Origin of the sequence: Lactococcus sp. bn62 (genome assembly GCF_029492705.2) — a bacterium.
Classification (GTDB): Bacteria; Bacillota; Bacilli; order Lactobacillales; family Streptococcaceae; genus Lactococcus; species Lactococcus petauri.
The window spans coordinates 1,611,958-1,626,090 of sequence record NZ_CP120417.1; the positions used below are offsets into that span (position 1 = coordinate 1,611,958).

Annotated in this window: 14 protein-coding genes; 4 read left to right on the forward strand and 10 right to left on the reverse strand. The window is 37.7% G+C overall.

The window, feature by feature from the left end:
* Positions 1 to 125: 125 nt before the first annotated feature.
* Complete coding sequence (locus P3G65_RS08335; RefSeq protein WP_019291603.1) at positions 126 to 2,480, reverse strand: helicase C-terminal domain-containing protein; 2,355 nt, start codon at positions 2,478 to 2,480, stop codon at positions 126 to 128.
* 354 nt (positions 2,481 to 2,834) lie between these two features.
* Between P3G65_RS08335 and P3G65_RS08340 the strand changes: the two genes are divergently transcribed.
* Positions 2,835 to 3,272 carry a universal stress protein gene (locus P3G65_RS08340; protein ID WP_003133021.1) on the forward strand — a complete coding sequence of 146 codons (438 nt, stop codon included), beginning with the start codon at positions 2,835 to 2,837 and terminating at the stop codon, positions 3,270 to 3,272.
* 69 nt (positions 3,273 to 3,341) lie between these two features.
* Here the strand turns inward: P3G65_RS08340 and P3G65_RS08345 are convergent, their stop codons facing one another.
* Together P3G65_RS08345 and P3G65_RS08350 are read right to left on the reverse strand one after the other, a co-directional pair.
* Positions 3,342 to 5,033 carry a bifunctional lysylphosphatidylglycerol flippase/synthetase MprF gene (locus P3G65_RS08345; RefSeq protein ID WP_003133022.1) on the reverse strand — a complete coding sequence of 564 codons (1,692 nt, stop codon included), beginning with the start codon at positions 5,031 to 5,033 and terminating at the stop codon, positions 3,342 to 3,344.
* Between the two features lie 41 nt (positions 5,034 to 5,074).
* The gene (locus tag P3G65_RS08350) at positions 5,075 to 5,992 is read right to left on the reverse strand and encodes a magnesium transporter CorA family protein (RefSeq protein ID WP_003133025.1); all 918 of its coding nucleotides are present in this window, start codon (positions 5,990 to 5,992) and stop codon (positions 5,075 to 5,077) included.
* A 186-nt stretch (positions 5,993 to 6,178) separates the two neighbouring features.
* On the opposite strand from P3G65_RS08350, the gene P3G65_RS08355 reads away from it, so the two are divergent.
* Positions 6,179 to 6,577, forward strand: coding sequence for a glyoxalase (locus P3G65_RS08355; RefSeq protein WP_019291606.1), 399 nt, complete (start codon positions 6,179 to 6,181; stop codon positions 6,575 to 6,577).
* 47 nt (positions 6,578 to 6,624) lie between these two features.
* Here P3G65_RS08355 and P3G65_RS08360 read toward each other — a convergent pair whose 3' ends face one another.
* Positions 6,625 to 7,155 (reverse strand): hypothetical protein, encoded by a 531-nt coding sequence (locus P3G65_RS08360; RefSeq protein ID WP_003133028.1) that lies wholly within the window; start codon positions 7,153 to 7,155, stop codon positions 6,625 to 6,627.
* Positions 7,156 to 7,393: 238 nt separating this feature from the next.
* Between P3G65_RS08360 and P3G65_RS08365 the strand changes: the two genes are divergently transcribed.
* Positions 7,394 to 7,846 carry an aromatic acid exporter family protein gene (locus tag P3G65_RS08365; RefSeq protein WP_284071155.1) on the forward strand — a complete coding sequence of 151 codons (453 nt, stop codon included), beginning with the start codon at positions 7,394 to 7,396 and terminating at the stop codon, positions 7,844 to 7,846.
* Here the strand turns inward: P3G65_RS08365 and P3G65_RS08370 are convergent.
* Complete coding sequence (locus P3G65_RS08370; protein ID WP_089202021.1) at positions 7,839 to 9,143, reverse strand: ISL3 family transposase; 1,305 nt, start codon at positions 9,141 to 9,143, stop codon at positions 7,839 to 7,841. The two genes, P3G65_RS08365 and P3G65_RS08370, sit on opposite strands and share 8 nt — an antisense overlap.
* Before the next feature lie 177 nt (positions 9,144 to 9,320).
* On the opposite strand from P3G65_RS08370, the gene P3G65_RS08375 reads away from it, so the two are divergent.
* Positions 9,321 to 9,908 carry a hypothetical protein gene (locus tag P3G65_RS08375; RefSeq protein WP_284071156.1) on the forward strand — a complete coding sequence of 196 codons (588 nt, stop codon included), beginning with the start codon at positions 9,321 to 9,323 and terminating at the stop codon, positions 9,906 to 9,908.
* Between the two features lie 48 nt (positions 9,909 to 9,956).
* Here the strand turns inward: P3G65_RS08375 and P3G65_RS08380 are convergent, their stop codons facing one another.
* The 5 genes from P3G65_RS08380 to rplT all read right to left on the reverse strand — a co-directional run bounded on the left by P3G65_RS08380 (position 9,957) and on the right by rplT (position 14,117).
* Positions 9,957 to 10,790: a VOC family protein gene (locus tag P3G65_RS08380; protein WP_003133031.1), complete on the reverse strand. Its 834-nt coding sequence runs from the start codon at positions 10,788 to 10,790 to the stop codon at positions 9,957 to 9,959.
* Positions 10,791 to 10,912: 122 nt separating this feature from the next.
* A complete protein-coding gene (locus tag P3G65_RS08385; RefSeq protein ID WP_019291607.1) occupies positions 10,913 to 11,644 on the reverse strand; it encodes a demethylmenaquinone methyltransferase in 732 nt (243 codons plus the stop codon).
* A 137-nt stretch (positions 11,645 to 11,781) separates the two neighbouring features.
* Positions 11,782 to 13,083: a surface-displayed alpha-enolase gene (gene eno, locus P3G65_RS08390; RefSeq protein ID WP_003133057.1), complete on the reverse strand. Its 1,302-nt coding sequence runs from the start codon at positions 13,081 to 13,083 to the stop codon at positions 11,782 to 11,784.
* A 137-nt stretch (positions 13,084 to 13,220) separates the two neighbouring features.
* A complete protein-coding gene (locus P3G65_RS08395; protein WP_017370512.1) occupies positions 13,221 to 13,697 on the reverse strand; it encodes a GNAT family N-acetyltransferase in 477 nt (158 codons plus the stop codon).
* A 60-nt stretch (positions 13,698 to 13,757) separates the two neighbouring features.
* The gene (gene rplT / locus P3G65_RS08400) at positions 13,758 to 14,117 is read right to left on the reverse strand and encodes a 50S ribosomal protein L20 (protein ID WP_003133061.1); all 360 of its coding nucleotides are present in this window, start codon (positions 14,115 to 14,117) and stop codon (positions 13,758 to 13,760) included.
* Positions 14,118 to 14,133: the final 16 nt, after the last annotated feature.

Genomic DNA, 14,133 nt, shown 5'->3' on the forward strand with positions numbered 1-14,133 from the left:
TTGCTTCTCTACAAAGGTCTTCTACCAGAAAAAGTTAAATCCATAATTTTCCGTAATCTTGTCATTGAAGAAATTCGGTGTCTTTTCTTAACTTCTTCTTGGACTTATCTGTATCGGGTATCACTTCACATCAAGAATTCAATAATTTTTTCTACTAATTCACTATTTTCAAGTGTTTTAAGCGGCGCAGTTTGCGCAAGATTTTTACGCATTCTTTTCGCATAAGATTTTCCTGCTAATCGATTGTCAAGAATCACAACTTTGGAATACTGATTATGGCGACGATTGACACGTCCAAGAGCTTGCTGCAACTTCAAAGTTGCCATAGGGACATTAAAATCGTAAAAAGGATTATTAAAACGTTTTGCATACTTTTTCGTTAAAATATCATCTGGCGTAGCAAAGGGTAGCCGGGGAATCATCAAAACAAGATGATCTTGCTTCTCAAAATCCACACCCTCCCAGAAGGAAGATAAGCCCAGAAGAATCTGCCCTTCTCCTTTATCAAATTTTTTCTTGATTTGTGCAGCAGTCCCATTAATATCTTGAGCCAATACATCCCAACCTTCAGCGGACAGTTGTTCTGCTACAAAAGTTAAGGACACTTTTGCCGTAAAGAGAACAACAACTTGGCAGCCTAGCTCAGCAACCTCGGAAACTTTATCCGCAACATAATGTGCATAAGCCATAACACCTGTATTTTTGATATGCGGCCCATCAGACACGATAAATATTTCTTGGTTATCGGCGGGATGGCTGTCAAATTTGAAGAAACGATAGTCCTTAAAGCCCAAAAGTTCTGGGAAAATAGGTTTGTCTTCTGTCAGAGATAAGGTTGCCCCCAGCATATATATTTTAGTTCCTGAAGGTACCAGTTTTTCAAAATTATAAAAATCCGTACTTGAAGCGTGAACCATATCTCCCTCGCGCCAAATAAAGTTCTGCTCTGGATGTTCAAAAATTTCAGCCAGTTCTTTTAAACCAAGCTCTCTCGCATCAAGAGCGATTTTCTCACTGTCCAACTTTTTATTTTTGAGCTGAAATGTCAAACTTTCCACAAGGCGTTTATTTAAATGCGAATTTTCTATATCGACGGTTTCCAATTGCTCCGAGATTTTAACTGTTTTCTGATTGGCTCTTTCCAGTGTTGTGAAGAGTTGCTGTGCTTCATCCACAACCAAAATACGTTCCTGTAAGAAAGTCTCAGGATAATCTGCAAGACGTTCAATTAGGTAAGCATGATTGACGACTTTGACTTGCGAAATTTCAGCTCGGCGTTGTGCTTTCAGCCAGAAGTCCTGTTCATAATGCAGTTGTTTATTGTTAACATAGCCATCATGCGCAATCTGAGCAAAGTACTCCTCATTGGTCATCACTTTGGAGAGCTCGTCTAGCTCCCCTGTAAGCGTCTCCGTCAACCAAACCAAGATTTTCATCTTAAAAATTTCGAAGTTTTTTCCTTCAGTATTTGCCAGCAAAAGCCGTGAAAATTTTTCTAAAGAAATATAATTCTTCGTTCCTAAAAGCTTAGAGAAATTCACACCAAATTTTTCTTTAAGAATAGGTGCTACACCATGAATCATCTGATTTTGTAGAACTTTAGTCGGCGTTGATACAACAATTTCCCGTCCTTCTGCAAGCAAAGGTAAAAGATAAGCATATGTCTTCCCGATGCCAGTGGGGGCTTCAATGAAAGAAGGGCGACTTTGTGTAAGTTCTTCTTTTATTTTTTCGGCAATCTTTTCTTGATTTTTCCGGACTTTAAGACCCAAACGAGAGATATTTTTAGCAAAAGAATTGGCAAGGGGCTGTCTGTTTTCTTTAACTTTTTCTCTACGGGTAGCAATATTATGAACTACATAAAGATGTTCAACGTTGAGTGATGTATAAGGCAGCTGCTCCTTCAAGAATTCTTTCGTCTCATAGAGTAAGCTGTCCGAATGGTGAATAATCTCCTCTAACACAGCACGTGGAAGTTCCCGAATCTTGTCTTGCATTTTAAGCAACAACTCCGCTGTAGCCAAAGCATCGGATAAGGCCGCATGAGGCTGATCGTGTCGTAAGTCCAGTCGCTCACTCAGAGCTTCCATCCCATATTTTTCAAAGGTAGGAAAAACAACTCGCGCCAGCTCAACTGTATCTACACGCGGTAATTCCAAATCCAAGCCTAAAGGAAAAAGACTTTTCATTAATAAGGAGTAATCAAAGCGCGCATTGTGTGCCACAAAAATGGTGCCTTCCAATTTTTGGCGCACTTCTTCTGCAACTTCCGAAAAGTCTGGCGCTTTTGACAAGCGACGATCAGACAAACCTGTAAGGCTCGCAATTCTCGGCAAAAGTGACTCATGTGGATTGACATCTGTCGTATAAGTGTCTACCACTTCTCCACCCTCGACTAGCGCAATACCAATTTGGATAATTTTATTCTGCGAGCTGTGCGCATCGGTGGCTTCTAAATCCACCACAGCATATCGAGTCATTTTTTTACCTTTCAACTTCTATTTATTTTTATAAGGCTTTGCTTTGCTCGGCCATTTAAAAATAGATCTTTATAATTATATCAAATTAGACGCAATGACACAGCACACAGGTGTTCTTCTCAACATACAGCAACCTTTACCTGCCACTTTGATTCACCAAAAAGGTGATTTTACAGTAAGAAGGCCGTAAAAATCTCAAAAAATACACTTGCATATGCCTTTGCCTTGTCCTCTTCTGTTCGGTTAAGCCCCTCCTGCGCTAAAGCCAGACCCCCAAAAATAGTTTTTCTTTTACAAATGCTACAAATTAGAGTAAAATTAGAGTATAGTAAAAAAAAGAAAAGGAGTCCCACTATGCTCGATAATTACAAAAAAATCCTCGTTGGTCTTGACGGTTCTGTAGAATCAACTAAGGCCTTTGATAAAGCTGTTGCCACTGCTCTTCGTAACGATGCCGAATTGGTCATCGCTAACGTCATTGACTTGCGTGCATTTCAGTCTATCTCTGCTTATGATTCTGTTGTAGCGGATGATACACATAAAGGTGCCGAAAACCTCATTAATGACTTTGCAACTGAAGCGAAAAACGCTGGTGTAAAAACAGTAACTACTCGTGTCGAATTCGGCTCACCAAAAGTTATGTTGGGACAAACACTTCCAAAAGAAGAAAACATTGACCTTATCGTGCTTGGTGCAACTGGTTTGAGTTACATTGAACGTATCTTTATTGGTTCTGTTGCAGACTATATCATTAAAAATGCGCCATGTGATACTCTTGTCGTCCGTAAATAATTGTTATATTTCGCCCTCTCGTTGAGAGGTTTTTTATTAAGAAAAAGCACCGCAAAAACTGCGGTGCTTTTATTTTTCAATCTTTGTACGAAGTTTTTCAAGGATCAACTTGTTTATCCCTTTAGGATTTTGAGCCTTCAGCATAGCGTAGGCATAGCTGAAACTAAAAGGTTTGAGCGCATAAGCGATATAACGCGCTTGCCAATCGCTTGGGTTCCATTTTTTCTTGGCTTGATAAAGCCCCTTGAAGCCATATACACCATTCATATTTTCATAAATAAACTGGAAGAGCTGTGTTGTCACTTTGCTGCTATCCTCGTCATCTTTGATATTTGCCAAAGGGCAGAGACCGAGATTACCCCAAGTCACTCCCTCCTCGCGCATTGTTTCAAAGGCTTGGAGAAGACACACTTCCATAGAGCCATTAGGCACTTGCACGCGGCGGCGCGTCACATCAGCCATATAACCACTTTCCTCGCCTTCAGCATACGGAACAAAAATTACAAAAGCCAACATTTTTCCGGATGCATCACGACTGTAAAAATAACGGCGCCCAAGAGGATTTTCTAAAGCCAAGCCTCCCAGCATAAAGCCAAGCTCAGGGCCTTTAGAGCCAAACCATTCGTCTGATATTTCTTGAAGTTCATTTTCAATTTTTATATCTCGTTTTTCATTTGGCTTGTATTCTTCAACAGTAATACCTAAGCGGCGCGCATGATTGATATTGGCACGAACCTTTGCTGTTTTCTTGCCCTTAAGGCTAAAGTCCTCTAAGCGCAAACAAGCATCTTCACCAATCTTAATCATCGAAAATCCATAAGATTCATAGGCAGGGCGCATCGTTTCTGTAATGTCCATAAACAAGATTTTCCATCCATTACGACGTGAAAAATGAACCAGTTCTCCCATAAAACGAGCGGCATCTTTAGGGTCACAAACGATATCCCCACAACCTACGAGAACGTTGTTTACAACGGTATAGGCAAGCATCCCTTCAACAGTAACACTGAAAAAATAAGATTTTTGACCATCAATGGTCATATAAGCCATCGGATTTTGACCATATTTTTCAACAAGTGCGATGGCTTTCTCTTTTTCACGACCACTTAAGATTGGGTAATAAACCAATGGTTTCAATATATAATAGAGTGCTAACATCACACAAATCCAAGTAATGATGATTAGCCCAACCATATAAAAGCCATGTACATGAGAATTGAAATGCGCTTGCCGGATATCCATTGTAAAAAGAAAATGCAAGGATTGCTTAAAGATAGAATATACATCTGGATTTCCTAAATAATCGCGCTTCAAAAAGCTTAAACTCAATAAGGTATTAAAGAAAGCCAATACCAGTGGGATGAAACCGAGAAACACTGCCTTTTTTGCATAATTACGGTCCATTGTTCGACTAAAATCACGATAAGTCAACCCGAGAATAACCAGAATGATAAGTGAAAGAAGTGAGCCAATACTGAAAAACCTCTGAGTAGAAATAAAGTTCAACCGTAAAATGACAAATTGAACGACAATAGTAATAATCCAAGCTGACCTTACCCGTCGGTAGAGATTGAGAGAGACCAAAAGCCCCAAAAGTCCTAAAGCAAAACCTAAAATATAATGCGGCATGAAGCTATAGGAAGGAAAATACTCTCTCAAAACAGGTGATCGATGCAAATAGAAAGCCAAAATTGCTCCAATATCAATCACTACGGACAAGAAGATTGCTAAATTTTGTGCAAAAATACGTAATCTATACATGAATAACTGTTCCTTTATGATAACTTGCGATGGTTAAACGATCACAGCATGTCTTTTTTGCGTAACGCCCAAACGACAATGCCACAAAATATAAGCGTTAACCCTAATATGGCCCACATGACCCAACTGATTTCCTGACCAGGTATGGGGACATTCATCCCATAAAAACCGACAACAACACCTGGAATACCCAAGACAAAGGTTGCGGATGTCATGATTTTCATGACAATATTCAAATTGTTAGACACAATATTTGAGAACAAGTCGCGCAGGTTTTGGAGCAATTTCAGTTGAATACGTGTTTCCGTGTAGGCCTGATCCGTTTCAATATAAATATCGTAAATCTTATCAGCAAAACCATCTTCATCTTCTTCACGCAGATAATCAATAAATTTCTTCAACACTTCGAGATTATTATTCAAAGCATCTTCAAAATAAATAAGGCTAGCTTGAATACCAATCATATCAACAATTTGATCATTTTTGGTTGAGTTTTTGATTCCTACCTCAAGACGACGACGACGGAGACGAAATTCTCGTAGATAATCATGGAAGTCATGTGTCATTTGATACATAACCTGATAAATAATTTCATGCTTATAGCGTGTAGAGCTGTATTCTCTACCGAATATATGTTCTCCCTTAATGTCATGATTTAAAGCTAAAATGACAGCTTCATTTTTTGTCCAAATCAAAGAGTAAGGAAATGTGCCTACCTCGCCATAACTTGATGAGGCTGGATATTGTAAAAGTATAAGATTATTATCGATATCATCCGTTTCAAAACGGGCGTTTTCATAATCATCGAGAATGCCGCTAAGGTAGTCAAAAGGCAGTTGAAAGTACTCCGAGACACTACCAATTTCTTCACGTGTCGGATTAAGTACGTATGTAAAATTCCTCATCTCTGCCGTAGAGACTAGCCGATGTTCAGCTGACAATTCATAGTTTTTAATCATAGTTATATTTTAACAGAAAATCTCTTAAATAAACGTCTCAAACGCTGTTTTCTCCCATGATTTTCACCTTACTTTTTTGAAAGCATTTTCCAAGCCAATCAAGCGGTAAAAAATATGATTTATGTTACAATGAGCTTAAAGTTAAGAATATTTTGATATAAAATTTAATTTTAAGGAGGATTTCATATGTCGACAATGGTTTTCGTCAACTTTCCTGTCTCAGATATTCAGGTTTCCACAGCTTTTTATGAAAAGCTTGGTTTCAAAAAGAACCCTGATTTTTCAGACGATTTGGTAAGCTGTATGGTTTGGGATGAAAATTTCTATATCATGTTAGTTTCGCATGAGCGTTACCAAACATTTATTGGTGATAAAACAATCGCTGATACACACAAAGTAAGTGGCGCTCTTGCTGCCTTTACTCTTCCAAGTGCAGATGCTGTCAAAGCATTCGGCAAACTTGCCAGTCAATATGGCGGACAATCCCTTCATTTAGAAAATGGCATTCCTGAGGACGTTATGTATGGCCTTGAAGTTCAAGATCCAGATGGTAACTGCTTAGAGCCTGTATGGATGGCCATGTGAGTCAATCCCTTTCCTACAAAAAAGACAGGACGCAAATCCTGTCTTTTTTAATTCAAACGACTTAAATAATCATCCGTTGCTTTAAAGAAAACAACTTTATTATCCATGCGAACGCTGCCTAACTCGTTTGCTTGCGCATCATTTGCCCAAAAGTAAAGATAACTTTCCTTGCCTGAGGCATCTACTGGATTAGGCAGTTCTGTAGATGCTTCGCTGATGAGTGACTTTTCGTTCAAGTCATGATTCGTTTTACTGATAAGATTGTAACCATTGGTTTGAATATAAGCTTCTGCTTCCGCTGTCTTAGCTACAATTAAGTTCTTATAGGTGCTTTGAGGTGGAACGAGATGATAGAGAGAAGAGATAGACTGTTCACTACTGCTTGTTGAAGTTGAAGAGGGTGTTGTTTTCACTTCAGAGGAACTACTGGAGGTAGTACTCTCTTTGGTGGATGTTGAGGAACTAGAACTTTCCTTTGCCATCGGTGTAGCAGGTGATTGAGTAATATTAGATATCCCTAAGGCTACTATTGCTCCAAGTAAGAACGAAAACATCCCTACAATAATATACTTTTTCATCTGATTTTTTCTCCTTTATTCTCTTACTTTCTATTATACACAGTTTTTTCGTTCCTCTCGCTTCATCTGCTCTAAAATCTAAGATAATCTGTTCTTAGCTAAAATTTTGAAAGTGTTGCATCTGTTTCTCTCCTATTTTTTGGTATAATTACTCTAGTTAAGAAAGCTCTCAACATACACTAAAACCTTTGAGAAGCACTCTTTCACTGCTTATATACTTATCACAAGGAGACAAAATGTGAATTACAGCCATATCAAAATAGGGCAAAGAACAATCAAAACTGCAATTTGTGCAACATTAGCCATTATTATTGCACAGTTTTTCCACTTAGAATCTGCGACCAGCGCAGGCATCATTGCCATTCTTTCCATTACGAACACACAGAAAAGCACCTTACGATTAGGATTTCTGCGTGTTCTAGGGCTTATCATCGCCACCTTACTCGCCTTTATCGTTTTAAATTTATTTAATTTTACACCTTTATCTTTTGGTATCTTTTTATTATTATTTATTCCTATCTCTGTTGCCACAAATACGAGCGAAGGCATTGTCGTAAACTCTGTGCTTTTTTCCCATTACCTTTTGGCTCAAGAAATAACGGCTCTTTGTCAAATCGGACTGATGAGTCGGATATATAAGATGATAAACTTGAGATTACTCTCAGATTTATCATCTTTTTTAGTTATTTAATTTTAATAAGGCCGTTTATCAAGAAAATTCTTATACGCATATTTGTAAATGAGTTGAATCCATAGGAAACTCTTTTAAGTGTTTTTATATGAGTGTTCTTAGCTTCAATTTTTCCATTGGAAAAATTATATTTAAGAGCGTTTCTAATACCTTCTTCATAGGAAATCAGATTTTCTATTTTATCTCTAAATTGTGTATCCAAGCTATCAGGTAGATTTTTCAATAGTTCGAAAAAGGAACGGTCATCTTTGTTTCTAAAGTGATACATTAATAAATGGAAAATGTCATAAGCTTCTTTTAGTTCAGAAGAAAATGAGAGTAGTCGATCAATCACCATAGATTCCGTTAAAAGATGGTACTTTGGAGAAGGAAAACTTCTCCAAGTTTTGAACTCTGAAATGGAAATATTTGTTTGATTTTTTAGAAGTAATTTCCAGTTTGATTTTAATTTATTTGCTTTTGACTTTTTCTTATTGGTAATTAATCTCTTCATTTCTCGGACTCTAAAATCATTAAAAGCGGTGTTCAAATGCTTCACAATATGGAACCTATCAATGATTAATTTAGCAGTAGGAAAGACATTTTTAGTTAATTGAAAGTAAGCAGCATTCATATCTGTTACTAAAAATTTAACTTTTTCCCTTTCCTCCAACGGAGAGCGATTGAAGTAAGGGATTATTTTATCTAATTTCCTACTAGGTAAAATATCTACTAATTCACCTGTTTCTCCATCAGCACATATGAAGCTCATTTTATCTTCATAACTAGCGTGAGATCTAAACTCATCTACCATTAAAACTTCTGGAAAACTCCGTGGTTTAAGTTGTTGCGGGAGTTGTGATTCAACTGACTTAAGAACTCTTAAAACTGTAGTTAATGAAACGTGGCATTGTTTAGCTATAAATGTCATAGAGATTTTCTCAGTTAATAATTCTAAAATTTTCAAAGTAATAAATTTACTGATATGACAGTTTTTTTCAACAATAGAACACTGTGCCGTCCAATTGTGCGAACAGCTTTTACAATGGAATCGTTGTTTCTTCAGTTTTAAAATAGTGGGCATATTTTGATAAGAATCTAACTGAATAGTTACTTCCTTTTTTCCATTTCTAACAACTACACTTTTCCCTTCATTATCAACAATAGTTGAACCACAGTTCCTACAAGCCGAAGGCATGGGAGAATAGACTCCAAAGATAACTAAAGTGTTCTTCCCTTTAATTTTATATTCCTCCGTATTTGTTAAATCTAAATGTTCATCTGTAATTCGTAGCATTTTTTTGATATGATTATTCAAGACATGTCGTCCTTTCTATCTTAGATTTTTGGTCGTACTTAAATTTTACTAGATAGACGACATGTTTTATATTTAAATAAACTAAAAAAGGACTGATGAATCAAAATTTGATTCATCAGTCCTTTAAATTATAGAGCCGAAATAACTTTTCCTCTCGTAGGCAATGAGTTTTCATTAATGTTCATTGGAGTAGGTTTAGCACTTTTGGCAAACATATATATGCCAAGCAATGAAAGATTATTAGAAAATAATCTTAATATTTTAGAAAAAGAATTCAAAAATATTTCAGCACATCTCGTCATTTGTTTGAATCAAAAGCAAGATCTCCAGGATCTCGTGGCGCAGTGTGAGAACCTGCTGGAACTCATTGATGCCAGCAGTAAAGTCGCCACTGAAAAATCAGAGAATAACCTTTTAAGAAATAATACATTTTATCAACGCTATTTTGACATGCGCCATATCCAAATTACACTTCTCAAAGATATTATTATGAAATTAGAAGAAATAGATGTGGAAAGTACGCATATCGCCGAAATTTCCAATATTTTTGAAACTTTGTCACTTACCTATGCTGCCCATAATGACGGCAGCGAGCTCTTAAAGAAAATAGAAAATGCCTATTCTCATTACCGTCAGATGGACTTGCCACAAACACGTGAAGAGTTTGAGAATCGCGCAGGTCTCTTCCAAGTGCTTCAGTTGCTTGAACTATTGATTCAAGAAAAAAATACTTTTGCATTAAGTCAGACCAACAATGCTTCATAAAAAAGACATGATAAAAACCTTGCTGGCTCATAAGAGCAACAAGGTTTTTTATATCTGTGTTATCACAAGTTGCGCGCCGACATGATCCTCTAAGATCATGCTCGTCCCTCTCGCTTCGTAAGTCCACTCCGTTGCCAACAGTCGTTCCAAAACTGCTTCATAATACGCTCTTCCAACTTCAATCTCCCAAGCTAAAATGCCGTTTTTTTGAAGGTTTCGTTTTTTCAAGCTTGTCCCTTCCCAGAGATTTGTCGCAAAGTGATGATGGTAATGATTTTGCGAGTAAAAATGAGCAGTATTACCCACTCGTGCGACTAGATCCGTCCGAAGTATATCCATAAAGAGTGTATCAGCCTGTGCAAGAGAACTTCCCGTGAAATGGAGATGACCAATACTCATTTTTGGCGGATAACGAAATGCTCCTACCTTTTTTGTTGCTAAAACAGCTTCAAGATCAACAGCAAAGGTCCCCATTTCAACTTGTCCTTCATTCCATTTCCAAGTTTTCGGGTCGCGGTCATGATAGAGCTCAATTCCATTTCCTTCAGGATCACTAAGATAAAAAGATTCACTGACGAGATGGTCTCCCGCTCCTAATGGATAGTTTGCCTTCATGAGTCGTGAAATAAGTCCAGCTTTTGAGGCACGATCGGGAAAAAGAAGAGCGTAATGAAAAAGGCCGGTCGTTTTTTCTGTACTTGCATTTCCACCAAACTCGAGTTTTAAAAAAGGAATTTCTTTTTCTCTAAACGCATAGGCAAGTGTATGCTCTGTTTCCTCAGAAAGATAAAAACCTAGTAACTCCTCATAAAAATGACGCATGACTTGTCGATTGGAAGCTTTCAAAGTAATTTTTTTAATATTAAAGGGTTGAGTGTCCATACTTATTCTCGTTTCTTTTGAATTTTACTTCATTCTTTATATGTTGTTAGTATATCACTTAAAATTCAGAAAGCAAAAGACTTTGTTTACAAACGTAAACAAAGTCTTTTGTGACTATAAAATTATTGTGAGTCTTCTTTTGTTACAGGAAAGCCTTTGGTCCCAAAGTGTGTAGCAATGGCTCCACCGCCATGTTTTTGATAGCTTACAGTAGAAAAACCCGCCTCGCTAAACAATAAAGCCAAAGCTTTCGCATCAGGAAAATTCTCCGCAGATTTTTGAAGCCATTGGTATTCCTTCAAAGACTTGGCAAAGACTTTTCCCAGAAAAGGCATCACTTTTTTAAAATAAAGTTCAAATGCTTGCTTGTAAATAGGCAAAGTCGGATGAGAAGTTTCAATACACACCACTTTTCCGCCAGTTTTTAAGACACGGAAAATTTCTCGTAGCACTGTGAGATAATCAGGCGTGTTTCTCAAGCCGTAACCAATCGTAACAGCATCAAACATGTCATTTTCAAAAGGAATGGCCATGGCATTTCCTTGAATAAATTCAATGTTTTCATTGCCTTTTTTGTCAAGTTTATCTTGGGCCACTTTCAGCATATTTTCAGAAAAGTCTAAGCCCACGACCTTACCCTTTTGCCCCACAGCTTTTGAAAGGTCAAAAGTCCAATCCCCAGTACCACAACACAAATCCAAAATGGTCATGTCAGATAAATTCCCCATTTTTTTCATGGTTTTATCCCGCCATAAGTCATGCTGCTTGAAACTAATGATTGCATTCATTTTGTCATAATCAGTGGATATATTATTAAATATTTCGTGTACACGTTCTTCGTTTACCTTATTCATGTACTCATTATAGCATAAGCTAACCTTTACACCCTTGCTTCTTGTCTCTCAATTTCCAAACTAAAAAACACTCTTTCGATGTTTAAAAATTAAACATCGAAAGAGTGTTTCATTAAGCATTAGTTGCTCTCTAAACCTTATTTTTTAAGGTTGTAGAATGCGTTAAGACCTTTGTAAACGGCAACTTCACCCAATTGGTCTTCGATACGAAGCAATTGGTTGTATTTAGCCATACGGTCTGTACGTGAAAGTGAACCAGTTTTGATTTGGCCAGCATTTGTAGCAACGGCGATATCTGAGATTGTTGAATCTTCAGTTTCACCTGAACGGTGAGAAACGATAGCTGTGTAACCAGCTTCTTTAGCCATTTCGATTGCTTCAAATGTTTCAGTCAAAGTACCGATTTGGTTAACTTTGATCAAGATAGCGTTCGCAGCTTCTTCTTTGATACCACGTGCCAAGTAAGAAGTGTTTGTAACGAAGAAGTCGTCACCAACGAGTTGAACTTTGTTACCCAAACGTTCTGTGAGGGCTTTCCAACCATCCCAGTCGTTTTCGTCCATACCATCTTCGATAGTGATGATTGGGTATTTGTTAACCAATTCTTCAAGGTAATCGATTTGTTCTGCAGCAGTACGTTTAGCACCACCTTCACCTTCGAATTTAGCGTAGTTGTAAACGCCGTCTTCGTAGAATTCTGAAGAAGCACAGTCGAAACCGATCATAACGCCGTTTTCACCAGCTTCGTAGCCAGCAGCTTCGATAGCTTTAAGGATAGTTTCTACACCATCTTCAGTACCTTCGAAACGTGGAGCAAATCCACCTTCGTCACCAACTGAAGTTTCAAGGCCACGAGCTTTAAGGATTTTCTTCAATGCGTGGAAGATTTCAGCACCCCAACGAAGCGCTTCTTTGAATGTAGGTGCACCAACTGGTACGATCATGAATTCTTGGAAAGCGATTGGAGCGTCTGAGTGAGAACCACCATTGATGATGTTCATCATTGGAGTTGGCAATACTTTAGCGTTGAATCCGCCAAGGTAGTTGTAAAGTGGAACACCGAGTTCATCAGCAGCTGCACGAGCAACAGCGATAGAAACACCAAGGATAGCGTTAGCGCCCAATTTACCTTTGTTTTCTGTACCGTCAAGAGCGATCATTGCACGGTCAATAGCTTGTTGTTCAGTAACTTCGTAGCCGATGATAGCTTCAGCGATTACGTTGTTTACGTTGTCAACAGCTTTTTGAGTACCAAGACCGAGGTAACGAGATTTGTCACCGTCACGGAGTTCAACAGCTTCGTGTTCACCAGTTGAAGCACCTGAAGGTACCATACCGCGTCCGAATGCACCGTCTTCAGTGTAAACTTCAACTTCGATTGTTGGGTTACCGCGTGAGTCAAGGACTTCGCGAGCATAAACATCAGTAATAATTGACATTTTTATCTCCTTATTGTTTTAAGTGCTTTCTGCACTTTTTAATACACTATGATTTTACTATTTTTCCGGCCTTATTTCAAGTGAAAAAGAAGCTAAAAGGCTTTTTATACAAGGTATGCGGTTACATTTCAACTTTTTTATTCTGTGATATTTTTTTTATAAAATATCGTGTCCACCTCCATTCTTGGCATATGTTTGGGCAGTATTTTTTCATTGATAGGTAGAAAGTCATTTTTTTCATAAAAACGATGTGCCGCTTTGAATTGTTCGACAGTTCCAAGATAAATTTCTTTGATATTCTCTATGCGACAGTACTCAAACAAATTATCCAAAAGAAGTTGTGCAACAGACTTTCCTCTGTATTCAACATTGACAAACATCTTTTTCAGAACAGCTTGCTGTTCATTAAACTTGACGATACCAAGTGTTCCAACAACTCCCTTCTCTTCATCAACAGCAAGCCAAAATTGACTGTAATGTGCATGAATATCTTGCAAATCGGGTTGATCTGCTAAATCAATAGCAACTCCAAATTCTTCCTTCTGAATAGAAAGTATCAAATCAATAACTGCTTGTTTATAGGTATCATTGTAAGCGATTAACTTCATAGCCATAGTATAACAGATTACTTTAAATTTTATAAATAAAAAACTTCCAAAAGGAAGTTTTTAAAATTATTTAGCCAATGCTTTTTTAGCTTCTTCAGCAAGAGCTGTGAAAGCAGCTGCGTCAGCAATAGCGATATCAGCAAGCATTTTACGGTTGATTTCGATTTCAGCCAATTTCAAACCGTGCATCATTTTGCTGTATGAAAGTCCGTTCATACGAGCAGCTGCATTGATACGTGCAATCCACAATTTACGGAAGTCGCGTTTCTTTTGACGACGGTCGCGGAATGCGTAGTAGTATGAGTTCATTACTTGTTCTTTAGCTGTCTTGAAAAGACGGTGTTTAGAACCGTAGTAACCTTTAGCGAGTTTTAAAATACGTTTACGGCGTTTGCGAGTTGCAACGCTATTTTTAACACGTGCCATGTGTGTTCTCCTTGTT

What these genes read in the sequence shown, in the direction of transcription:
- P3G65_RS08335 (WP_019291603.1), bottom strand. Translation starts at nt 2,480, where the DNA reads ATGACTCGATATGCTGTGGTGGATTTAGAAGCCACCGATGCGCACAGC.
- eno (WP_003133057.1), bottom strand. Translation starts at nt 13,083, where the DNA reads ATGTCAATTATTACTGATGTTTATGCTCGCGAAGTCCTTGACTCACGC.
- P3G65_RS08360 (WP_003133028.1), bottom strand. Translation starts at nt 7,155, where the DNA reads ATGAAAAAGTATATTATTGTAGGGATGTTTTCGTTCTTACTTGGAGCA.
- P3G65_RS08375 (WP_284071156.1), top strand. Translation starts at nt 9,321, where the DNA reads ATGTTCATTGGAGTAGGTTTAGCACTTTTGGCAAACATATATATGCCA.
- P3G65_RS08340 (WP_003133021.1), top strand. Translation starts at nt 2,835, where the DNA reads ATGCTCGATAATTACAAAAAAATCCTCGTTGGTCTTGACGGTTCTGTA.
- P3G65_RS08395 (WP_017370512.1), bottom strand. Translation starts at nt 13,697, where the DNA reads ATGGCTATGAAGTTAATCGCTTACAATGATACCTATAAACAAGCAGTT.
- P3G65_RS08345 (WP_003133022.1), bottom strand. Translation starts at nt 5,033, where the DNA reads ATGTATAGATTACGTATTTTTGCACAAAATTTAGCAATCTTCTTGTCC.
- P3G65_RS08350 (WP_003133025.1), bottom strand. Translation starts at nt 5,992, where the DNA reads ATGATTAAAAACTATGAATTGTCAGCTGAACATCGGCTAGTCTCTACG.
- P3G65_RS08380 (WP_003133031.1), bottom strand. Translation starts at nt 10,790, where the DNA reads ATGGACACTCAACCCTTTAATATTAAAAAAATTACTTTGAAAGCTTCC.
- P3G65_RS08355 (WP_019291606.1), top strand. Translation starts at nt 6,179, where the DNA reads ATGTCGACAATGGTTTTCGTCAACTTTCCTGTCTCAGATATTCAGGTT.
- rplT (WP_003133061.1), bottom strand. Translation starts at nt 14,117, where the DNA reads ATGGCACGTGTTAAAAATAGCGTTGCAACTCGCAAACGCCGTAAACGT.
- P3G65_RS08385 (WP_019291607.1), bottom strand. Translation starts at nt 11,644, where the DNA reads ATGAATAAGGTAAACGAAGAACGTGTACACGAAATATTTAATAATATA.